This is a genomic window from Sulfurimonas sp. (assembly GCF_018698455.1).
Classification (GTDB): Bacteria; Campylobacterota; Campylobacteria; order Campylobacterales; family Sulfurimonadaceae; genus Sulfurimonas.
The window spans coordinates 53,675-74,164 of sequence record NZ_JABIOQ010000072.1; the positions used below are offsets into that span (position 1 = coordinate 53,675).

A 20,490-nucleotide genomic window follows, 5' to 3' on the forward strand; every position below is an offset into this window, starting at 1 on the left:
GGAAAATATAGATGATTTTAGCAATAGAGAGTTCATGCGATGACAGTGCAATATCTATCACGGATATAAAAACAAAAAAACTTCTTTTTCATAAAAAAATTTCTCAAGAGTTAGAGCATAGTGTTTACGGTGGAGTAGTTCCAGAACTTGCAGCCCGTCTTCATGCAGAAGCTCTTCCTAAAATTTTAGAAGAGTGTGAGCCCTACTTTAAAGACTTAAAGGCTGTAGCGGTTACTTCAACTCCTGGTCTTGCTGTGACTTTAGTTGAGGGTGTAACTATGGCAAAAGCTATTGCAGTAGCCTTAGACATACCCATCATCGGAGTTAATCATCTCATCGGACATATTTATTCGCTTTTTATAGAAAAAGAGACCCAGTTCCCTTTGACCTGTCTACTAGTTTCAGGTGGTCACACACAAGTCATGGAAGTAACAAGTCTTACAGAGATAGAGACAGTTGCTAAGAGTATGGACGATAGTTTTGGAGAGAGTTTTGATAAGGTGGCAAAAATGATGGGTCTTGGATATCCTGGTGGTCCAGTCATTGAAAAACTAGCACTTAACGGTGATAGACTTGCGCATAACTTCACAGTTCCTCTGCATCAGTCACCTCTTATCGCGTTTAGCTACTCAGGACTTAAAAATGCAGTAAGACTTGCTGTTTTGGAAGAAGAGAAAAAAGAAAAACCAGATTTTAGTGATATAGCCGCTTCTTTTGAGCATATAGCGACGAAACATTTGACAATGAAACTTAAAAAGTATTTGAAAACTATAAAGCCTACTACATTTGCTATTGTTGGTGGTGCGAGTGCAAATCTTTATCTTCGTGGACAAATACAAGAACTGTTAAAACCTCATAATGCTGAGTTAATCCTCAGTGAACTAAAGTACTGCTCAGACAATGCAGCAATGATAGGACGAGTAGCAATTGAGATGTATGAGAAAAAACTGTTTAGCAGATTAGAAGATTTGGACATTAGTCCACGGAGTAATCTTTAGTATTAGTATTAAAATCTACTGAACATAACGGAAGTTTCTTGAATTTAAGAGTAAAATTATCAGATTCAATTATACTTACGAAAATTAAACTCAAGGAGCCACAATGGCAACTACAAAATTCAAAGGTACAGACGTAGAACTAATAGGAAATGAAGTAAATGTTGGAGACAAAGCACCAGCAATTACTGTTGTAAATTCTGAAGGTTTAGGTGACGTTGTTGTTGGTGGAGCTACTGGTAAAAAGCAACTTATTATAGTTGTTCCTTCTTTAGACACAGGTGTATGTGCTACTGAAACTCGTAACTTTAACTCTAAAGCTGCTTCACTTGGTGATGTAACTGCAACTATCGTTTCTCTTGACCTTCCATTTGCTGCTGGACGTTTTTGTCAATCTGAGGGAATCAATGACTTAACTGTATGTTCTGACTTTAGAAACAAAGACTTCGCTAATGCTTACGGTGTACTACTTGGTGGTTCTGTTTTAGCTGGTGTTACTTGTAGAGCAATCTTCGTAGTAAACGAAGAAGGTGTTGTTACTTACAAAGAGATCGTTCCAGAAATTACTGAAGAGCCTAACTACGATGCTGCTATCGCTGCAGTAAGCTAAGCCTTTAGGTTTTATTATCTTTCGCCACTCATTCGAGTGGCATTCTTCTTGTTACTTTTCAAACTTAAACTTTTCAAATCTATTTTTTATCAAAACTTTACATATGACTTTAATATATTAGACAAAGATTATTTGCTATAATCTTTTAAATTATAAAAAGGTGTGAAATATGAAAAAAGTATTAAGTTTATTGGCATTTGGACTAATGTTAACAACGACCCTCAGTGCAGATTTTTTAAGAGCTGAAGTTGGAGCAGGAGTTTGGGCGCATACACCAACAGGTGGTCTTGAATCAAGTCAAAGTGGAGCAACTGGTTCAGATGTTTCATCAGAGACTCAGCAAGCTGGCGGTTATGCTTGGTTACTTGTAAAACATTTTGTTCCGGTGATCCCTAACTTGCGTTTAGAATATGCAAATGTTACAAGTGAGGGTGAAGCAATTGGTACCTTTGCTGGCTTTAGTGCAAGTGCAGGAAAGTCTACATTAGAGATGACACAGTACGATATTATTCCTTATTACAATATTTTGGATAACACTTTTTGGCTGACTCTTGATTTAGGTATTGACTTAAAAATGGTAAATGTTGATTATAGCGTTGCTGGTGTAACACTAGATAATGCAGTATCTGGTACAGAGTATGATAAAGTTCAAATGCTACCAATTCCTATGGTATATGTTAGAACTAGACTTGAAATCCCAATGAGTGATTTAGCAGCTGAAGCAGACGTAAAGTATATCTCTTACGACTCTACGACTATCTATGATGCAAGAGTAAAAGTTGATTATACTATTGATATTACACCTCTTATTCAACCGGCTATTGAGGTTGGATATAGAGTTCAAAAATTTGAAACGGGCGAAGCTCAAGATGTTGATTTTAAACTTGACTTTGCAGGAATCTATGCAGGTTTAATACTGCGTTTCTAAGTCTTCTTTATGAGTGGCGAATTGCTACTCATACAGTCTACATCTAAAACTACAATTTCACATTCAAGCCAAATACTAAACTTTTCATAAACTCTTCTTTGAGCCTCTTTTATTAAGTATAGTGCATCTTCAAAAATTCCATTTCCATTGTTAACAAGAAAGTTTGCATGCTCTAGAGAAAAGCACATATCTCCTTTAAGTGCTCCTTTAAGTCCGACAGCTTCTATAAGTCTCCCCGCATAGTCACCCTCAGGGTTTTTAAAACAACTTCCAGCACTTGGAGTTGAAGGTTGGTTTGAGCGCATTTTTTTAAACATTGCGACTTTGTCGATGTCAAAACCATATTGGATTTTAAAGCTAGCTTCTAAAATCGGTTTATCTATATTTGTAAATCTATAGCCATGCTCAATTTCACTTCTCTTTTGAATGCCATTAGTCGTTTTAATCGAGATAAGATTGTTAAAGATTTCATACTCTTTGAGTCCCGCATTCATATACACTAGGCCACCAAGTTTACCGGGAAGATGAGAAACAAATTCAAAGTTTGCAATATTATTCTTTTTGCAGAATGAAGCGACCTTTCCTGATGGCATTGCCCCTCCTATTTTTAAGACATCATTTTCTATTTTTATGTAGTCATACATTTTGGAAAGGGTCATTAAAGGAGGTGGATTTGGACTAACTAGAGTGTTGTTACAAGAACCTATTAGATAACAGTTCTCGATGTTAGAAAAATCTTCTTCTAAGATAGAAACATCAAAACTTCCTCCTATTTTAAAAGAGGAATACTTTTTAAAGTTTATAAGTTTTGTAGTCATTACTCAACAAAAGTAGGCATTAATTCAAACACATGTGTTGTAAAATCGATCATCTCGTTGAGCATCCATGGCATAGTCAAAACTATGACAACTACAACACCAATAATTTTAGGAATAAAAGAAAGTGTCATCTCGTTTATCTGAGTAGTCGCTTGAAATATGGAAACAGCAAGACCTATAAACATACCAGTAAGTAGACCAGGTAGTGCTAACATAAGTGCTATTTTAAATGTTTCAACACCAAGTGCTATCAGTTTTGCTTCCATTTTATGAGTTCCGTAGCTCGGTGTACTCAGTTGGAATTAAATAATCTTTTACATTGACAGGAGTTTCATAAAAACCATGTTCATAGCCTAGCTCAAAAAGTCTATCAATAGCTCTGTATTGGATGTCACTGAGGGTGATTGATTCGTCATTTGCATAAAGCTCAAGATACTTATCTAATGTTGTTGCATCAATTCGCACTAGGTTACGTTCGATGAGCATTGTAGAGAGTCTATCTTTATGGTCACGAGCAACTTTTACAGCTTTTGTAAGAGTCTCTTCGTAAGCTATAGATTTGTGCAGAGGAAGTGAACGACGAATAGCCATACCACCAAGAGGAAGAGGAAGGTCTTCTCCTGCCAGTTCTTGCCATATATCCCATATTTCTCTTTCAACTTCTAGTTTGTCATCATAAGTTAAAATAGATTCATGAATGAGAACTCCAGCATGAACATCACCATCTAAAACAGCTTGCTCAATCTCCAAAAAATCCATGTAAACAACACGAGCATCAGGGTATGCAATACGAAAAAGCATCGCATTTGTAGTATTCTTTCCGCTGAGTGCAACTTTAAAGTTGCGTTTGAGTTTTTCACCCTTACGTTTAATGAGTTTTGGGCCATAACCTTCTCCAAAACTAACAGCTGTACGCAGAGGAGCATATTCACTTTTTATGTGAGGGTATAAGGCAAAACTAATAGCAACTATGTCATAAACACCGTTGAGTGCATCTTCATTAAGTGTTTGAATATCTTTAGCAATATTATCAAAAACAGTATCTTTCATATCTACCCAGCCAAATTTAATGGCATAGTACATAAAAATATCATCGGCATCAGGTGAGTGCGCTATTAAGGTTTTTTTCATAAAATCATTTTATCCATAAAAGCATTAAAATCTGATAATTGTACCAATATTCATATATCCATAAGGATGGTCAAAAGAGGTTTGCGAGTATTGCGTATATAGATAATGGATTTCACCGTTAAACTGGTTGGACATTACTTTCCCACCAAGGTAGATTACAAAACCATCGTTAAAGCCATAAAGTAAATTCATATCTAAAATATGATTAGAGTCTATGGCTAATAGCCCCGAAATTCTTAGTATTTTGTTGTACTTGTAGTTTACTTCGCCGGACAAAGAGCCCAGTAAGTATCTAAATCCAAATCCAGAAAATATCATTCCATCTTGGCGTTCTTGCGTGACACTCGCTTTATCTCCTATCTCATTTTGAAGAGATGTTTCGTGAGCTAAAGAGCTATCGATGGCATAGTTGACTTTAATCTGTTTGTATCCCGCAAACACGTCAAATAAAATGTTTTTACTTTTTAATGAAGCGACAAATCTATAATAGAAACTTTCATCATACGTATCCAGTAGCGCTAGATAAGGTTTTATGCTTAATGGTGCAGTCTGTTCCAAACCATCTTCTTGTTTGTAAGTTATGTCGCTTCCATCTTCTGAAATTTTAATGTCTTTATCTGGCGCCACTTTTCTAATGTTGCTGTTGATAACGTCTATGTCGTACAAATGTACGTCTTCCGCTCTGTTCGTCTCAAAACCACCATCGATTGCAAAAGCAAAACTATCATTTTGGTAAGCTTGATATCTAACGTATAAATCTACGTTGTTATTAACGAGAGTCGAACCTGAGTATTCTAAATATTTTTTATTAAAATCAGAATGAAGATACAAATGATTGTTTGCGGCATAAGACGCCTCAAGATCAAGAGATTTCATGTCTCCTAATGAGTCTATGTTTTGTCCCGTACCACCAAATTCTTGTTCTTTGATCTTCAAAACATCGATGGTGGAGTTCATCATTTCCATCCCAATTCCTAAACTGATTTCACCATTTTTTGGCAAGAAAGCGTGAATGCTATTTTTTGAATAAGAAATAGTTTCTGTCCCGAAAGATAGCTGATAGCAGAGTATGAGTAGTATTAATTTTATTTTATTCATTGAATTTCTAAGGTACCATTAATTTCTTGAGATCCTATGTCAAAATAGTAATAACTGTTCTTTCCAGTTTGTATTGACCCCACATTTGTAGTAACTGAAGCATTGACATCAACTTTGTTTACATATATTTTTACAGTGTAATTCGCAGGATCTGTAAACTTAGAAGAAGCGACTATTGTTTGGTTGTTAATTATGTAGCCTAGGTTAAACAAGAGTTTGTTTTGAATCAAAAAGAGTGAATTTTTTGTTATTTCATGTTGTGCGGAGTACGGTCTTCTTGATGTGTATGTCCCTTGTTTACCGAAGAAAGTGAGTGAAGATATTTGAGTGATATTATTGTCTTTTAGACATACACCTTTGGCGATTATGTTTCCAATAGTTCCAGTAGACTTTAGTATATGTACAGCTATATCAAAGTTATCTATTGTTTGGTTTGCCTGAATATTTAGAGCCATATTCCAAATATCGGATATATTGTCATCTTTTGTCTTAACTCTTATAAAAGAGGAGTTATTTAAATCTAGAGCATCTACATAGAATTTACTACTAAGTAGAGTATCATTATCTGAAAAATCACTATTATTTAACGGTGCAATTCCTAAATCTGTCATAAGTTGAGTTTCTAACTCTACTGATAATTCTTTTAAATCCGTAATATGTGTAAAGCTTTGTTCATAAGAAGTGTTTATGTCGATAATACTTTGATTAAAGTCACTAGAAGCAAATACGAAACTAGATCTCAAAGATTTATAAATTGCATTAGACAAAATAATTACATCTTTTGAAGTTTTAGAGGGTACAAGGTCAAAAATTTGGCTTTTGTTTATCTCGTAATTATTAATAAGATGGTTATATATAGTAGAATTATTATCAATGTTTCCAACCAATGTGGTTATGGGAGAGACTATATTTGAATAAGAACTCATGTTTATATCTAGTTTAGTATCGTTTTCATCAAGTATTGAATTATTATTGATATCAATATAGCCCCCACTAACACTAATCGGAGCTTTTGGGGTAGCATTAAATTCATAAATATTTGACATTCCAAATTTACTATTTAACGCCACTAAACCATTTGCATCCTTAACTGTTGCCATAAACACTGGACCCCTTTCCACTGTTATAGTGGTTAGATTGGCATCAAGATTTATGCTAATATTGTTTGATGAGTCTATGCTTAAATCACCACTTGGGCCACAACCATAGAACAAAGTAATAAAGAGAAAAGATATGTATTTCATTAAATTCATAACTAAGATTATACTAAAAAAGCATTAATTTAAGTTAAAAGTATTTAAAAGTATGATACTATATCGGTTGATATTACACTTTAATTAGCTAAAAAAAAGGAATAAAATGAAAAATAAAATAACTTTAGGTCTAGTGGCTGCATCTTTTACAGCTCTAACTATGTTTTCTGGATGTAGTGCTGATGGTACTGAAGATTCAGCAGATTCAAGCTCAAGCTCAAGTTCATTTTCAATGATTGCGGCAGATGGATATATTGTAAAAATAAATACTGCTGCGACAATGACTTGTGGAAACATGGTGTATTCAACGGATACTAACGTAATGACAAACAATGGTGTTTTGGTTTTTAATGGACTAAGTAGTGCTACTGGGTGTAGTATCAGTGTACCACGTGATGCAATTGTTGATACTAATGGAGATAATGTTTACACTTCAGCCGATGAAAATAATACCTTAAACTATGAAATGAGGGCTGATGGTGAGGACACTATTATTTCTCAGTTCACAACTCTCGTTCAAGATTTTATTACTCAGGGTAAATCTGCTGAAGCAACTGCTTTAAGAGCGGTTGTGAAAGATTTCAATCCAGTTGCGAGCATTATCGGCGCTGCTAGTGACAATAATGCTACAAGAGCTAAGAGTATACAGTTAATGGTTCTTGGTGAAGCTATCAAGGTTATCAAAAAAACGGGTGCATCATCAGCTGCTACAACTGAGCTTAATGCAACGTCTACTCTTAGTTTGATAGAAAATAACTCGACTGTACCAAATATAGCTGCTATCACAGCTTCTGTAACGACTCCAAGTGTGCAAACGGCAATTGACTCAAAATGTGAAATCATTGCTACCGTTGTTGACGCTTTAAAAGACATAGTAGATTCAACTCCAAATCAGACTACCGATATTACACAAGTTATAATCGCGATAAGTGATGGTGGTGCTACTGCTACGGATGCTCTAAATTCGGCGACAACTGATGCTGACGGAGATCCAGTTGTTTTTGACGCAACTGGTACGGATTTAAATACAACTACACTAGACGCTAATATCTCTGCAGCTGTAACTGAACTTGAAACAGCTGTTACAAGTACACCGGCTCTTTTAACTTTAGGTTCAACACTTAAGCTTGGAAACCTTAGCATAGGTTTATCGTCAACTGGAACTTTTACTTCAGATGTTGATGTTAGTAGTACTAGCACTCTTGCTGATTTTAGTAGTATTGTTCTTCCAGGTGCAACAATTACAAAATCTTTTGTAGATCAAAATATAACTTTATCAGCTCATATTGTTAACGCTGCTGATTCGAGCGATGAAGTTAATGCTACTTTTGGTGATAATCTTAATTATTTAGTCTTGATAGCAGGAGATAATGATGTTAGTGCTAAAGTAAGAATTCCTGGTTCAGCACCAATTATTTTAACTGATACAATTAATGGTGCTGAACCTTCAGAGTATACTGGTACGTTTGGAACAACTCAAACCAATGAAGATCTTTCGTTTGATGCTTGTACTGCGATTAACGGTTGTACTGGTAATGATGCAGTTACAGCAATGAACGATCACCTTAAAGTGGCTGGTAAAACATACAATGTGACTATTAGTATCTCAGGTATTAATCCAGCAGAGTTAGCAACGAACTATACAACGATTACTGGTACTATTACAACAAAATAATGCCTTTGTAAAAAAGAGAGGAAACTCTCTTTTTTATTTCTCCCTCCAAGATATTTAGATTCTTCAAATTTTATTCCATAAAAAATATAACAAATTGACATATTTTTAATATAATAATCAAAAATTACATATAATTATAAAAATTAAAACAAGTGAGCCCAAGATGGATGCAAATAAACAAAAATCATTAGACTTAGCGATGAAACAAATAGATAAAGCTTTTGGAAAAGGTGCATTAATGCGTCTTGGCGACAAGGACATCCAACCGATGAAATCAATAAGTACAGGTTCAATTGGACTTGACTTAGCACTTGGCATAGGTGGTATTCCTCAAGGGCGTGTTATAGAAATATATGGTCCTGAGAGTTCTGGAAAAACAACTTTAGCACTTCAAATTACAGCTGAGTGCCAAAAGAATGATGGTGTATGCGCATTTATTGATGCTGAGCATGCACTTGATGTTTTATATGCTAAAAACCTTGGGGTAGATGTAGAGAATCTTCTAGTTTCTCAACCAGACTATGGAGAACAAGCTCTTGATATTGTTGAAACTATTGCAAGAAGTGGAGCAGTTGATTTAATAGTTGTCGATTCTGTTGCAGCACTTACTCCAAAGGTTGAACTTGAAGGTGAAATGACAGACCAGCAAGTAGGTGTCCAAGCTCGTCTAATGTCAAAAGCACTTCGTAAACTTACGGGTGTTCTTAGTAAAATGAGCTGTACAGTTATATTTATCAATCAACTTCGTATGAAAATTGGAATGATGGGTTATGGTTCACCTGAGACTACTACCGGAGGTAATGCACTTAAGTTTTATGCATCTGTTCGTATTGACGTGAGAAGAATTGCAGCACTTAAGCAAGGTGAAAATAACATTGGTAACCGTGTTAAAGCAAAAGTTATTAAAAATAAAGTTGCACCTCCATTCCGTCAAGCAGAGTTCGACATTATGTTTGGAGAAGGAATTTCTAAAGAGGGTGAGCTAGTTGACTACGGTGTGAAACTTGATGTTATCGATAAAGCTGGAGCATGGTTTGCATATGAAGATAAAAAACTTGGTCAAGGTCGTGAAAATGTTAAACAAAAGTTTAAAGATGAACCAGCACTAGCCGCGGAAATAGAAGAAAAAATCAAAGTTGCAATGGGAATTAGTGATGTAATGGTTATGGATGTATCAGAAATAAATGATTCTGATGCTGACTCTGATGCAGATAGCGATGCTTAAGTAGATATCTTTATTATACTAGATATCTAAGATTTAATATTATTTAGATAAAATTACACTAATTAATAATATTTTATACCATTTTAGGTATTTGAAAATAAGGGTAATAGATGTACATAGAAAATGTAAGTGCGATAGAAGTAATGGATTCACGTGGTAATCCAACAGTTAAGGCAACAGTAGAGTTAAGTGATGGAACGATCGAAAGTGCAATAGTACCAAGTGGCGCAAGTACTGGTAAACGCGAAGCATTAGAACTTCGTGATGGTGATGAGCGTTATATGGGTAAAGGCGTTTTAAAAGCGGTTTCTCATGTTAATAACGAGCTTTCTGATGCTCTTATCGGTCAATCTCCATTTAATCAAGCTGTTGTTGATGCTATCATGAAAGAAGTTGATGGAACTGTGAACTATGGAAACCTTGGGGCTAACGCAGTTCTTGGTGTTTCTATGGCAGTTGCAAGATGTGCTGCTAAAAGTCTTGGCATGCCACTTTACCGTTACCTTGGTGGTGCAAACGCAATGACAATTCCTACACCAATGTTAAACATCATTAATGGTGGAAGCCATGCTGATAACTCTGTTGATTTTCAAGAATACATGATTGTTCCTGTAGGATTTGAAGATTTTGCAGAAGGTCTTCGTGCATCTGCTGAAGTTTACCATACTTTAAAAGGTATTTTAAAAGCTAAAAAACATAATACTGCTCTAGGTGATGAGGGTGGTTTTGCACCAGACCTTTCTTCAAATGAAGAGCCTATCCAAATTATTATGGAAGCAATTGAAAAAGCTGGATATAAGCCTGGTGAACAAATTGGAATCGCTTTAGATGTAGCTGCTTCTGAAATTCTTGCAGAAGATGGTGGTTATAGACTAGAGTCTGAAAATCGTACAATTACTTCTGCAGAGTTAGTTGATTATTATGTTGATTTATGTTCTAAATACCCTATAGTTTCTATAGAAGATGGTCTTAACGAAGATGATTGGGATGGTTTTAAACTAATGACAGAGAAGCTTGGTGACAAGATTCAAATCGTTGGGGATGACCTTTTTGTTACAAATGCCAACATATTAGCAAGAGGTATTAATGAAGGTATAGCTAACTCAATTCTTATTAAACCAAACCAAATTGGTTCAGTTTCTGAGACTATGCTTACTGTGCGTTTAGCACAACGTAATGGTTATACTTGTGTTATGAGTCACCGTTCTGGTGAGAGTGAAGATGCATTTATTGCAGACTTCGCTGTAGCACTTAACTGTGGTCAAATTAAAACAGGTTCAACTGCACGTGGTGAGAGAACTGCTAAGTATAACCGATTGCTTGAAATAGAAAACGAAGTTGTATATGGTGAGTACTTAGGCACTGCACTTTTTAACTAAGTAATTTTATGCAAACAGAAGAACTTCTTGAAGAGATAGATACATCAGAGAGTGTAACTCAACGGTATCTAGGTCTCTCTTTAAGTAAGTTTTTCCTTCTTTTTTTTATAGTGATATTTCTAGGAATTTACCTAGGTGTTTTACTTTATGGCACAAGTTCTTTAGAAGTACTTTTTGGACTTCAAGATTACAAAAGCTATCTTGAAGATGAAGTCTATAGACTTAAACTAGATAATGCTGAACTTCAGCGTGAATATTTTGAGTTAAAAGAGATTACAGCACAATAATTCATACAAATATTAGGATTTTTAATGATACGTTTTTTTATCTTTTTATTATTTATAATTAGTTTTGTTGATGCCAGAGAGAACCCTTTCTTCCCATCTGATGGTGAAGTGGACATGATAATTACTTCTAATCAGGTGAAAAAACTATCCCCATTGAAGCGTGTTGCTGTTACATTACCTTCTAGTGCAAGAACAATCCAAAGTATGACTATTACTTATAAAGACTTAGATGGTTCTATACATGATAAAAAAGAGATTCTGGGAAATTCTATAGACTGGCATATCCCTCTTTTCTTATCGCAAAATATTGACGACACTGCATCTAACAAAAAGAAAGTGCCACTAAAAATAAAAACAAAGAAGTTTGTAAAGATAGCTACTTTAAAATTTATATCTTTGTATAGTAAAGATAATGAAATTAAAATTACAACTAAAGATAAACTTTTGAGAAAGTTTCTTCTTGTAAAACCTCATAGAATTGTATGTGACTTTAGAAGAGAAATAGATATACGAAGTTATGAAAAGAATGTAAAGAATGAAGGTTTAGTAACACGTGTCCGAGTAGGAAATCATAGTGGATATTACAGAGTTGTTATAGAACTTGATGGTTACTATAGATATAAGAGTAAGAAAATAGCTGATGGATATATATTTTCATTACTGTAAATAATATAATTTTGGAGCAAAGATGAGATATATATTTTTATGTTTATTAATAAGTTTAAATATTTTTGCACTTGAGATAAAACCTTTATATAAAGCTTCAGTTATTCCAAAAAATATGACTGTAAAAGTAAAAAAGGAAAGATTTTTTGCACTAATGGTTTCTCCCATACAAAAAGTACATAAAGAATTATTAGTTGAATTTCAAGATGTGAAGTCAAGCCTTAAACTAGGCATAAACCAAGCTAGAATTGAAGTTTTAAAGAAAGAGTACAAAGTCACAAGCGATAAAGCACTTTTAAAAGCACTTAAACCACATTCCCCAAGTATAGTTCTTGCTCAAGCTGCTATGGAAAGTGCATGGGCGACTTCAAGGTTTTTTAGACAGGCAAATAATGTCTTTGGAATGTGGAGCTCAAATAAAAACCAACCTCGTATAGCTGCTGGTGAAAAACGTGGTGGGACTAAAACTATTTGGTTACGCAAGTTTTCATCTTTAGAAGAGTCAGTGAGAGAATATTATAAGGTGATGGGAAGAGGACGAGCATATAAAAACTTTAGAGAGTATAGATATGACAGTAATGATGTTTTTATAATTATAAATGGCTTAGATAAATATTCAGAAATTGGTAAAAAGTACATTAAAGAGCTTGGAAGTATGATACGATATAACAAATTAATGAAGTACGATTAGGTTTATAATGAATAAACTAACTGAGTATCTTCAATCTCACGATTTAAGTGAGATACATCCCTCAAAAATTGCAAAAATTCTTAAAGAATTTGATGATGAAGAATTTACGCAAGCCCTAACACTTGTCCCAAAAGATTTACTCGGGGATGTTGCATTAGCACTTCCTGATAGACTATTTGATGATTTAGTAGAGTCTTTAAGTGTAGATGAGATATCACATGCTGTAACTGAACTTGAGTCTGATGACCAGGCTGAGTTTATGCAAGAGCTTACCGAACTTGATGAGGAAAAAGCTTTTGAAGTATTTCAAACACTTCATGAAGATGATCAAAAAGAGATACGCAGACTTCATAACTATGACGAAAGTGAAGCTGGTTCTCATATGCAGTTCGAGCTTTTTACAGCCTACAAAGATGAAATTGTTACAGATGTAATAAAGAGATTTGCAAGATTACGTAAAGAAAATACGATTGAGAATGTACAAAATCTTTTTATCAAAAACAAAGATAATAGATTGGAATATGCAGTTGGGCTAGACGATCTATTAATTTTTGACTTTACTAAAACAGTAAAGGAAAATATCGATACTTCTGATGAGAGTTTCGAACCTATATTTGCTAAAGATACAGATCCCATTAAAGATGTTGTTCATACTTTTGAAGAGTATGACCTCTCAGTTTTGGCTATTGTTAATGATTACGGTGTTTTACTGGGTAGAATTACTTCAGATGATATATATGACATCATTAACGAGCATGCAACTGAACAGATGTACAACCTTGCTGGGGTTGATGATGAAGCTGAAGAAGATGATGAAATATTTTTAGCAGGCAAAAAGCGTGCCGTTTGGCTTCTTTTTAATCTTTTGACAGCGGTCATTGCTTCAGCTGTTATTGGTATATTTTCTGAGACACTTCAAAACATGGTTGCTCTTGCTGTATTAATGCCTATTGTAGCCTCTATGGGCGGTAATGCAGGGACTCAAACTCTAACAGTTGTGGTACGGCAGTTAGCTCTTGGGGACATCAGTACTGGTGATGCAAAGAGAACAATCAAAAAAGAAGTAACAATCTCTCTATTAAACGGAGTCTTCTTCGCTATAATAGTGGGAATTATAGCTACAATCTGGTATGACAAGGGAATGTTAGGTGTTGTAATAGCACTTAGCATGCTTATAAATCTTTTTATGGCTGGTATTTTTGGTGCATCTGTACCACTTATACTTAAGCGTTTAGACATAGATCCTGCCATAGGCAGTACAGTTATACTTACAACGGTGACAGATGTTGTAGGTTTTTTTAGTTTTCTGGCACTCGCTACATATATATTATTTTAAGGAAATTGTAAACATTGAGTCTCTTAATACTATTTTTTATCTTATCAGTTGGAATATCATTTCTCTGTTCTGTTTTGGAGTCGGTACTCCTTTCTACTAACATGTCTTATATCGCTGTTCTTGAAAGGGAACGACCCGCTGCCGGACATCTCTTACGAATGCAAAAAGAAAACATAAATAAATCTCTCTCGGGAATTTTAATACTAAATACAATTGCACATACACTTGGTGCAGCTGCAGTTGGTGCTCAGGCTGCTTTAGTTTTTGGAAATGATGCTGTTGTGATTGTTTCTGTTGTTTTAACATTTGCTATTTTATTTCTCTCTGAGATTATTCCAAAAACTATAGGGGCAATTTACTGGAAGAAGCTAGCACCATTAGCTTCTCAGTTTATAAGAATCCTTATCTGGATTACTTACCCGATTATACTTACGACCTTAGCAGTAACCAATAAAATTTCAAATGGAAATGATGATGCAAACTCACTTACTAAAGAGGAACTCTTAGAGAGTATGCTTCAAAGTGAAGATGATGGTGTCATTGATGAGAAAGAATCAGATGTAATAGAGAATATTTTAAATCTTAATAATATTAAAATTGCAGAGGTGTTGACACCTAGAAGTGTTGTTTTTGGAATTGATGAGAGCATGACAATAAAAGAAGTTGTTAACACTCAAGAAGAAATCTTTAGATTTTCTCGTATTCCTGTTTTTAATGGAAGTATAGAGGAAGTGACAGGTTTAGTACTTACTAAAAAGATATTCAAGCAAGCACTTGTTGATGATAGTGTAACACTAGCCAGTATCAAAAAAGATATTTTTTCCATAAATGAGAATGTTCCAGTGGGTAAAGCATTAGATAGATTCATTAACAAAAAAGATCATATGTTTTTAGTGATGGATAACTATGATCAAACAGAGGGAATCATAACACTTGAAGATTGTGTAGAAACAATCTTAGGTGTTGAAATAGTAGATGAAAGTGATACAACAATAGATATGCGTGAATTAGCAAAGAGAAAAATGAAACTTAAACGCAAAGAAAGAGCAGAGAACTAAACATTTAATCAAATTTTGTGTTAATAAAGTATACTGCGATTATACTTATAAGCCCACCTATAACAATGTGAAGTTGGATACTTTCATCAAGAACTAGCCAAGCAGTCAAAAGAGCAAATATTGGAACTAAAAACATAAACGAACTTGTTCTTTGACTCCCTAGTTTTCCCGATGCCATAAAAAAGATAGTTGTGGCAATAGTCTGACCAAAAATAGCGAGATAAACGAGTGCTAACCAAAATACATAATCCTGATTAAACACACTTAATAAATCAGAATCATAAGCATATATAAACGCAGCGATAGTAGCTACAATAGAAATGAAAAAACTGTAGTGAATGGGATGAATATATGCATGAGAGCGTTGAGAGAATATAGTCACAAATGCCCAGAATAGAGCAGATAAGGCGAAGTAGATATTTGAGCCCTGTAAGAAAAGGTCGACATCATTTAATTCTAAAATCACAAAACCACCTACTAGCCCGAGAAAAAGACCAATGTACTGATGTTTTTGTATAGCTTTACTAAGAAGTAGCGCAACGATAAGAAAGGTTAAAAGAGGAGATAGGGAGGTTATGATGACACTTCCCGCACCTGCTAGACCATGTTTTACAGCAATAAATGAAGAAACCATAAATGCAATGTTGAGTGCAGAACTTCCAAAAATGTACTTTAGGGCACCTCTATTAAGGATTATGGGTTTTTTGAAAAAGTAAAGAATAGGGATAAACGCAAGACTCATAAGAAAAAAACGCCAAAATATAATGATATCCATTGGCATATTTATAGTGAGTATTTTAAGTGCAGTCCAGCCTCCACCCCAAAAGAGCATGGCTAGAACAAGTAGCCATGAGTAGAGTCTATCTTCGTTTTTCAGATTCATCTATAATTTTAGTAATTATAAGATCAGAGGTTACATTAAGTGAGGTTCTACACATATCTAAGATTCTGTCTACAGCTACAATGAGAGCCATATACTCCACAGGAAGCCCAATCTGGTTAAGGATAACTACCATCATAACAAGTGAAGCACTCGGAAGTGCTGCAACCCCTACACTTAAAGCAACAACAGTAATTCCTAAGAGAACCTGATCGCCAAATGAGAGAGCAACTCCGGCTAGATTTGCTATATAGAGTACAGCAACTGTAAGATAAGCAGCAGTACCATCCATAGAAACTGTTGCTCCCAATGGAAGCACAAAGGAGGCATTCTTTTTCTCAACACCACCAATTTCTTCAACAACTCTCAGAGATACTGGAAGAGTTGCTGCCGATGAAGCTGTAGAAAATGCCATAATTGGAGCCTCTCTTACTAGGGATAGATATTTATAAGGATTTACTTTTGTAAAGAATCTAAGGACTGCTGGAAGTGTAAATAGTGCATGAAATAGGATTACACCCACAACAAGAAGGACATATTTATAAAGTCCAAAAATAACTTCTATCCCTTGTTCGGCAATAACATAAGAGATAAGTGAGAAAACACCAATGGGAGTTATTAAGATGACCCACCCAGCCATCCTAAGCATAGCTTCGCTTACAGAAGTGAAGAGATTTACTAAAGGCTCTTGTTGTTTTTGGGAGAGATATAAAGAGGCGATACCAAAAAGAATAGCAAAAACGATGATTTGCATCATGGCTCCGCTACTAAGAGCATGAAAAATGTTTGTTGGGATAAATGAGAGTATCATGGATTCAAAAGAGAAAGGTGCAATAGTCGCAGCCTTTGCAAATTCTAATCCTTCATTACTTACTTGCTCCCCGATATTAAAGAGATTCATCGCTATGATAGCTGTTAGAACAGCTATAGCCGTTGTAAGGAGATAAAGTCCTATGGTTTTTAGACCCATATTTTTAAGATGTTCTATAGAGCCTAAACCTAAAATGGCAATATAAATGCTTGAAAAAACAAGAGGGACAACAAGCATTTTTAAGAAGTACACAAAAGCACTTCCTATAACTTTTTGCTGGAGTGCTATTTCAGGTAGAAAGCTTCCAAAGAGAGCTCCCAAAATAATTCCTAGTAGTACAAGAGTATTTGTCGTCGAATATTTTTTTATTTTTTGAATCACTATGAGCCTTTTATGTAGTAGTGTATATTAGCATAAACTAGAGTAAATTCTTTTTGATCCAGTAAGATAGGACATATAATCCCCAAACATGTTGTTTAAACTTACCTGTTGAGGCTCCTTGGACATATTCATCTAGTTTATCGCGTTTAAAGAAACCAGTCTGCTCATTCACTTCATGAATGAGTTCTAATTTACCCGAGTTTACTAAATACTCCATGTAAGGATTAGAAAATCCTTTTTTCTTGCGTTTGAGTATACTTTCATCTAGATGAGGTTGCATTATTTTTTTGAGAAGTGACTTAGTCACACCATCTTCATACTTTAATTTTGGAGAAAGAGAAAAGAGAGTGTTTACAAGTTTATGGTCTAAAAATGGGGTGCGAGATTCTATGGAGTGAGCCATACTCACCCGGTCGAGTTTTGTTAAAAAGTGCTCGGCCTGAAAAAGATTGAGGTCAATGTATGAGTACCAAGAACTTTCATCTGTATGTTCTGAAGCATCAAATCTATCTCTATATGGTTGAAGATATTTAAGTGATTGATTATCTTTAACATTTCGTTTAAGAAGAAAGTTTTTCTGTAGGTCTGTAAATTTCTCTCCTGAAGTACGAAAGAGTAGGGTGTCATCGAAGATACGTTTATACCATTCCCACTCACGGTTTTGAGAGTAGTTAGCTCTAAAGTAGTTTTTGAGCCAACTTTTATGGGCAAGTTCTTGTGTCTTTTGGATGTCTAGGTACTCAAAATATTCTCGATAGCCTAAAAAGAGTTCATCACTTCCCTCACCACTAAGAACAACCTTATATCCATCTTTTTTAATCTCGCCAAAAAGAAGATACAGAGGTATGGAAGCGGGGTCGTTTAATGGTTCATCGAGTGAGTCCAAAACACTATCCATCGCATTTATAAACTGATGTTCATCTATCTCAATTTCTTTGTTGTTTAGACCTATGAGCTTAGCACTCTCCCTTGCATTGTCTCTCTCATCATACTTACTAAACTCTTTATACCCTAAAGTATAAGTTTGGAGTGGCTTACCAAACTCTTTTGCATAGTAGTTTATCGTGGCACTGTCTATTCCACCTGAGAGGAGTGAAGCCATTGGAACATCAGAACTTAAACGCAGGGAAATAGACTCTTTTAAAGTTTCTTCCAACTTAGAAATAGCTTCATCTGCATTGGTGATAATATTTGGAGGAGTATGGATGTCATAATATCTTTTTATCTCGACTTGATTGTTCTTGAGTTTTAAATACTCACCTGCAGCTAACTTTTTTATGCCTTTATAAAATGTATAAGGAGGTGTTGGTGCTAAAAATGAGAGATAAGAGAGGAGGGCATCATCATCAAGTTCTTTCTTCGCTAAAAATGGAGTCAATGCTTTTATCTCAGATGCAAAAACAAAAGAGCTATTGTGAAGATAGAAAAGTGGTTTCTTACCAAGTCTATCACGAAAAAGGTATAAGGTGTCATTGTCGAGGAGTGCTATTGCGAACATCCCTCGTAAATGCTGGACAAAATCAACTCCCCATTTAAGATAAGCGGCTATGATAACTTCACTATCACTTTGTGTTTGGTAGTCGTACCCCAACTCTTTTTTGAGTTCTTTGAAGTTGTATATTTCTCCATTAAAAGAGAGTAAAATGTTTTTATGCTGTAATGGCTGATGTGCACTGTGATGAGTGTCTTGTATACTCAAACGCTGGTGTGCAAAAAAGAGGTTTTCTTTTTGGATGATGCCACAATTGTCTGGTCCACGGTGTGCTAAACGCGACAGCGCATCTTTAGCAGTAGTATCGTTATATGCACCAACTATTCCAAATATACCACACATTATCTATAAAAGCCTAGAGTGATATCATTTTGGATGTAGTCTTTTGCTTCTCGCTTTGTTGTAACATTGAGGGTGAGGAGCATGTCTTTTAGTTGAGAGGGTTTTATATAATTGTATGTTTCACTCTCTGTTTCACCATATAAGGCATTGAAAATAAAGCCAACTCTAGAAGATGCATAACAGTTTTGTATGAACTGGTAGGACTCAAATGGTGTCAGAACATTTAGCGCACCACTGCAGATATAATAATCCGCTGTTGGAAGTTGTTGGGTACATATATTAGCATGAATAATTTCTTGACCTGTTGCGTTTGAAGCGATAGAGTGCATATCTGTGAGCGAATCAATGCCGATGTACTTTTTTGGAACTCTTTTTTTCTTGAGTAAATAATGATAAAAGTCTCCAAAACCACAACCTGCATCAACAATAGTAAAGTCAGTTAAATCTTTTGGTAGAAAATCAAGAATCATCTTAAAACGAAGAAGTTGATTTTCCTTTGAAGCCCAGTTAACACCTTTGGCAGTTATTCCATGCTTTTTAATTGCACTAGAATAAAATGTTACATCATCAATTAAGGGCATGAAAAATTCTCTTTATTCATCAATAAGTTCAAACTCCGACTTCGCTTCCCCGCAATCAGGACAAACCCAGTCATCAGGCAAGTCTTCAAAGGCAGTTCCTGGAGGAAAACCTGCATCAGGGTCTCCTGTTTCTGGGTCATAAATATAGTTACAAGTTGGACATTTGTAGCGTTTTATAATAGTTCCTTAGATACGTGACTTTATAGGAAGTATAAGCCTTTTTATTTGTGTTAATGCTTAATTTTCTAAGATAAAGAATTATTTATTATCTTAATTAATGCTATTGTGTAATAATCTCTACAATTAAATAAAATAGGAGTTAATCATGGCAATGCAAAGAGTTGTACTTGGTGGTGGGTGTTTTTGGTGTACAGAAGCAGTTTATAAAAATGTGAAAGGTGTTATAAGTGTTGCAAGTGGTTATGCAGGTGGTAATAGACCAAACCCAAACTATGAGATGATTTGCACTGGAGTAAGTGGTTATGCAGAGATAGTAGATATAAAGTATGATGCCGATGTAATTACTTTGAGTGATTTACTCGATATATTTTTTGTTATCCATGATCCAACTACTTTAAATGCACAAGGAGGAGATAGAGGAACACAGTACCGTTCAGTGGTCTACTATGCACATACACAAGAAGAAGTTATTATAAATGATGCAATTAAAAGAAACCAAGCTTCATTTAGTGATGCGATAGTGACTGAAGTAAGTGCTCTACCTGAAGTGTATCCAGCAGAAGGGTATCATCAAGATTATTATAATTTAAATAAAAATCAGGGCTATTGTCAGGTGGTTATTGCACCAAAACTTCAAAAGTTTATGATGACATTTCCCCAAAAACTAGCTTAG

The 20,490-nt window shown here is 35.0% G+C and carries 22 protein-coding genes; 12 read left to right on the top strand and 10 right to left on the bottom strand.

Going from position 1 to position 20,490, the window contains the following annotated elements; translation table 11 throughout:
• Nucleotides 1-11 precede the first annotated feature (11 nt).
• The 3 genes from tsaD to HOG88_RS10750 all read left to right on the top strand — a co-directional run bounded on the left by tsaD (nt 12) and on the right by HOG88_RS10750 (nt 2,533).
• Nucleotides 12-998 (top strand): tRNA (adenosine(37)-N6)-threonylcarbamoyltransferase complex transferase subunit TsaD, encoded by a 987-nt coding sequence (tsaD, locus tag HOG88_RS10740; protein WP_295006014.1) that lies wholly within the window; start codon nt 12-14, stop codon nt 996-998.
• A gap of 103 nt (nt 999-1,101) precedes the next feature.
• On the top strand, nt 1,102-1,605 hold the full coding sequence (gene tpx / locus HOG88_RS10745) for a thiol peroxidase (protein ID WP_295006016.1): 504 nt from the start codon (nt 1,102-1,104) through the stop codon (nt 1,603-1,605).
• A 169-nt stretch (nt 1,606-1,774) separates the two neighbouring features.
• Nucleotides 1,775-2,533, top strand: coding sequence for a TIGR04219 family outer membrane beta-barrel protein (locus tag HOG88_RS10750; RefSeq protein WP_295006018.1), 759 nt, complete (start codon nt 1,775-1,777; stop codon nt 2,531-2,533).
• Here HOG88_RS10750 and HOG88_RS10755 read toward each other — a convergent pair.
• The 5 genes from HOG88_RS10755 to HOG88_RS10775 form a co-directional block, all read right to left on the bottom strand.
• The gene (locus HOG88_RS10755; RefSeq protein WP_295006020.1) at nt 2,530-3,351 is read right to left on the bottom strand and encodes a UDP-N-acetylmuramate dehydrogenase; all 822 of its coding nucleotides are present in this window, start codon (nt 3,349-3,351) and stop codon (nt 2,530-2,532) included. The genes HOG88_RS10750 and HOG88_RS10755 overlap by 4 nt on opposite strands.
• Complete coding sequence (fliQ, locus tag HOG88_RS10760; protein WP_295006022.1) at nt 3,351-3,617, bottom strand: flagellar biosynthesis protein FliQ; 267 nt, start codon at nt 3,615-3,617, stop codon at nt 3,351-3,353. The genes HOG88_RS10755 and fliQ overlap by 1 nt, the downstream gene beginning before the upstream one ends.
• Nucleotide 3,618: 1 nt before the next feature.
• The gene (locus HOG88_RS10765; RefSeq protein WP_295006023.1) at nt 3,619-4,482 is read right to left on the bottom strand and encodes an MqnA/MqnD/SBP family protein; all 864 of its coding nucleotides are present in this window, start codon (nt 4,480-4,482) and stop codon (nt 3,619-3,621) included.
• A gap of 24 nt (nt 4,483-4,506) precedes the next feature.
• Nucleotides 4,507-5,442: a hypothetical protein gene (locus tag HOG88_RS10770; RefSeq protein ID WP_295006025.1), complete on the bottom strand. Its 936-nt coding sequence runs from the start codon at nt 5,440-5,442 to the stop codon at nt 4,507-4,509.
• A 134-nt stretch (nt 5,443-5,576) separates the two neighbouring features.
• Nucleotides 5,577-6,680 (bottom strand): hypothetical protein, encoded by a 1,104-nt coding sequence (locus HOG88_RS10775; protein ID WP_295006027.1) that lies wholly within the window; start codon nt 6,678-6,680, stop codon nt 5,577-5,579.
• A 259-nt stretch (nt 6,681-6,939) separates the two neighbouring features.
• On the opposite strand from HOG88_RS10775, the gene HOG88_RS10780 reads away from it, so the two are divergent.
• From HOG88_RS10780 to HOG88_RS10815, 8 genes are all read left to right on the top strand, one after another.
• A complete protein-coding gene (locus tag HOG88_RS10780) occupies nt 6,940-8,508 on the top strand; it encodes a hypothetical protein (protein WP_295006028.1) in 1,569 nt (522 codons plus the stop codon).
• Between the two features lie 163 nt (nt 8,509-8,671).
• A complete protein-coding gene (gene recA / locus HOG88_RS10785) occupies nt 8,672-9,733 on the top strand; it encodes a recombinase RecA (protein WP_295006030.1) in 1,062 nt (353 codons plus the stop codon).
• Nucleotides 9,734-9,843: 110 nt separating this feature from the next.
• Nucleotides 9,844-11,112, top strand: a complete 1,269-nt coding sequence (eno, locus tag HOG88_RS10790; protein WP_295006032.1) for a phosphopyruvate hydratase — start codon at nt 9,844-9,846, stop codon at nt 11,110-11,112.
• An 8-nt stretch (nt 11,113-11,120) separates the two neighbouring features.
• A complete protein-coding gene (locus HOG88_RS10795) occupies nt 11,121-11,399 on the top strand; it encodes a hypothetical protein (protein ID WP_295006034.1) in 279 nt (92 codons plus the stop codon).
• A 24-nt stretch (nt 11,400-11,423) separates the two neighbouring features.
• Nucleotides 11,424-12,065 (top strand): AMIN domain-containing protein, encoded by a 642-nt coding sequence (locus HOG88_RS10800; protein WP_295006036.1) that lies wholly within the window; start codon nt 11,424-11,426, stop codon nt 12,063-12,065.
• A gap of 22 nt (nt 12,066-12,087) precedes the next feature.
• Complete coding sequence (locus tag HOG88_RS10805; RefSeq protein ID WP_295006038.1) at nt 12,088-12,756, top strand: glucosaminidase domain-containing protein; 669 nt, start codon at nt 12,088-12,090, stop codon at nt 12,754-12,756.
• A 7-nt stretch (nt 12,757-12,763) separates the two neighbouring features.
• Nucleotides 12,764-14,092: a magnesium transporter gene (mgtE, locus tag HOG88_RS10810; protein ID WP_295006040.1), complete on the top strand. Its 1,329-nt coding sequence runs from the start codon at nt 12,764-12,766 to the stop codon at nt 14,090-14,092.
• Between the two features lie 14 nt (nt 14,093-14,106).
• Entirely contained in the window at nt 14,107-15,150 is a 1,044-nt protein-coding gene (locus HOG88_RS10815) for a CNNM domain-containing protein (RefSeq protein WP_295006041.1), read from the top strand.
• Nucleotides 15,151-15,154: 4 nt separating this feature from the next.
• On the opposite strand, the gene HOG88_RS10820 is transcribed toward HOG88_RS10815, so the two are convergent.
• The 5 genes from HOG88_RS10820 to rd are packed head-to-tail and all read right to left on the bottom strand — an operon-like array spanning nt 15,155 to nt 19,814.
• Nucleotides 15,155-16,033 (bottom strand): DMT family transporter, encoded by an 879-nt coding sequence (locus tag HOG88_RS10820; protein WP_295006042.1) that lies wholly within the window; start codon nt 16,031-16,033, stop codon nt 15,155-15,157.
• On the bottom strand, nt 16,011-17,222 hold the full coding sequence (locus tag HOG88_RS10825) for a dicarboxylate/amino acid:cation symporter (protein ID WP_295006044.1): 1,212 nt from the start codon (nt 17,220-17,222) through the stop codon (nt 16,011-16,013). The genes HOG88_RS10820 and HOG88_RS10825 overlap by 23 nt, the downstream gene beginning before the upstream one ends.
• 37 nt (nt 17,223-17,259) lie before the next feature.
• Nucleotides 17,260-19,056: an asparagine synthase (glutamine-hydrolyzing) gene (gene asnB / locus HOG88_RS10830; RefSeq protein ID WP_295006046.1), complete on the bottom strand. Its 1,797-nt coding sequence runs from the start codon at nt 19,054-19,056 to the stop codon at nt 17,260-17,262.
• The gene (locus tag HOG88_RS10835) at nt 19,056-19,637 is read right to left on the bottom strand and encodes a class I SAM-dependent methyltransferase (protein ID WP_295006048.1); all 582 of its coding nucleotides are present in this window, start codon (nt 19,635-19,637) and stop codon (nt 19,056-19,058) included. Before HOG88_RS10835 ends, asnB begins: the two co-directional genes overlap by 1 nt.
• 12 nt (nt 19,638-19,649) lie before the next feature.
• Nucleotides 19,650-19,814, bottom strand: a complete 165-nt coding sequence (rd, locus tag HOG88_RS10840; RefSeq protein WP_295006179.1) for a rubredoxin — start codon at nt 19,812-19,814, stop codon at nt 19,650-19,652.
• A gap of 154 nt (nt 19,815-19,968) precedes the next feature.
• Here rd and msrA point away from each other — a divergent pair, with 154 nt between their 5' ends.
• Complete coding sequence (msrA, locus tag HOG88_RS10845) at nt 19,969-20,490, top strand: peptide-methionine (S)-S-oxide reductase MsrA (RefSeq protein ID WP_295006181.1); 522 nt, start codon at nt 19,969-19,971, stop codon at nt 20,488-20,490.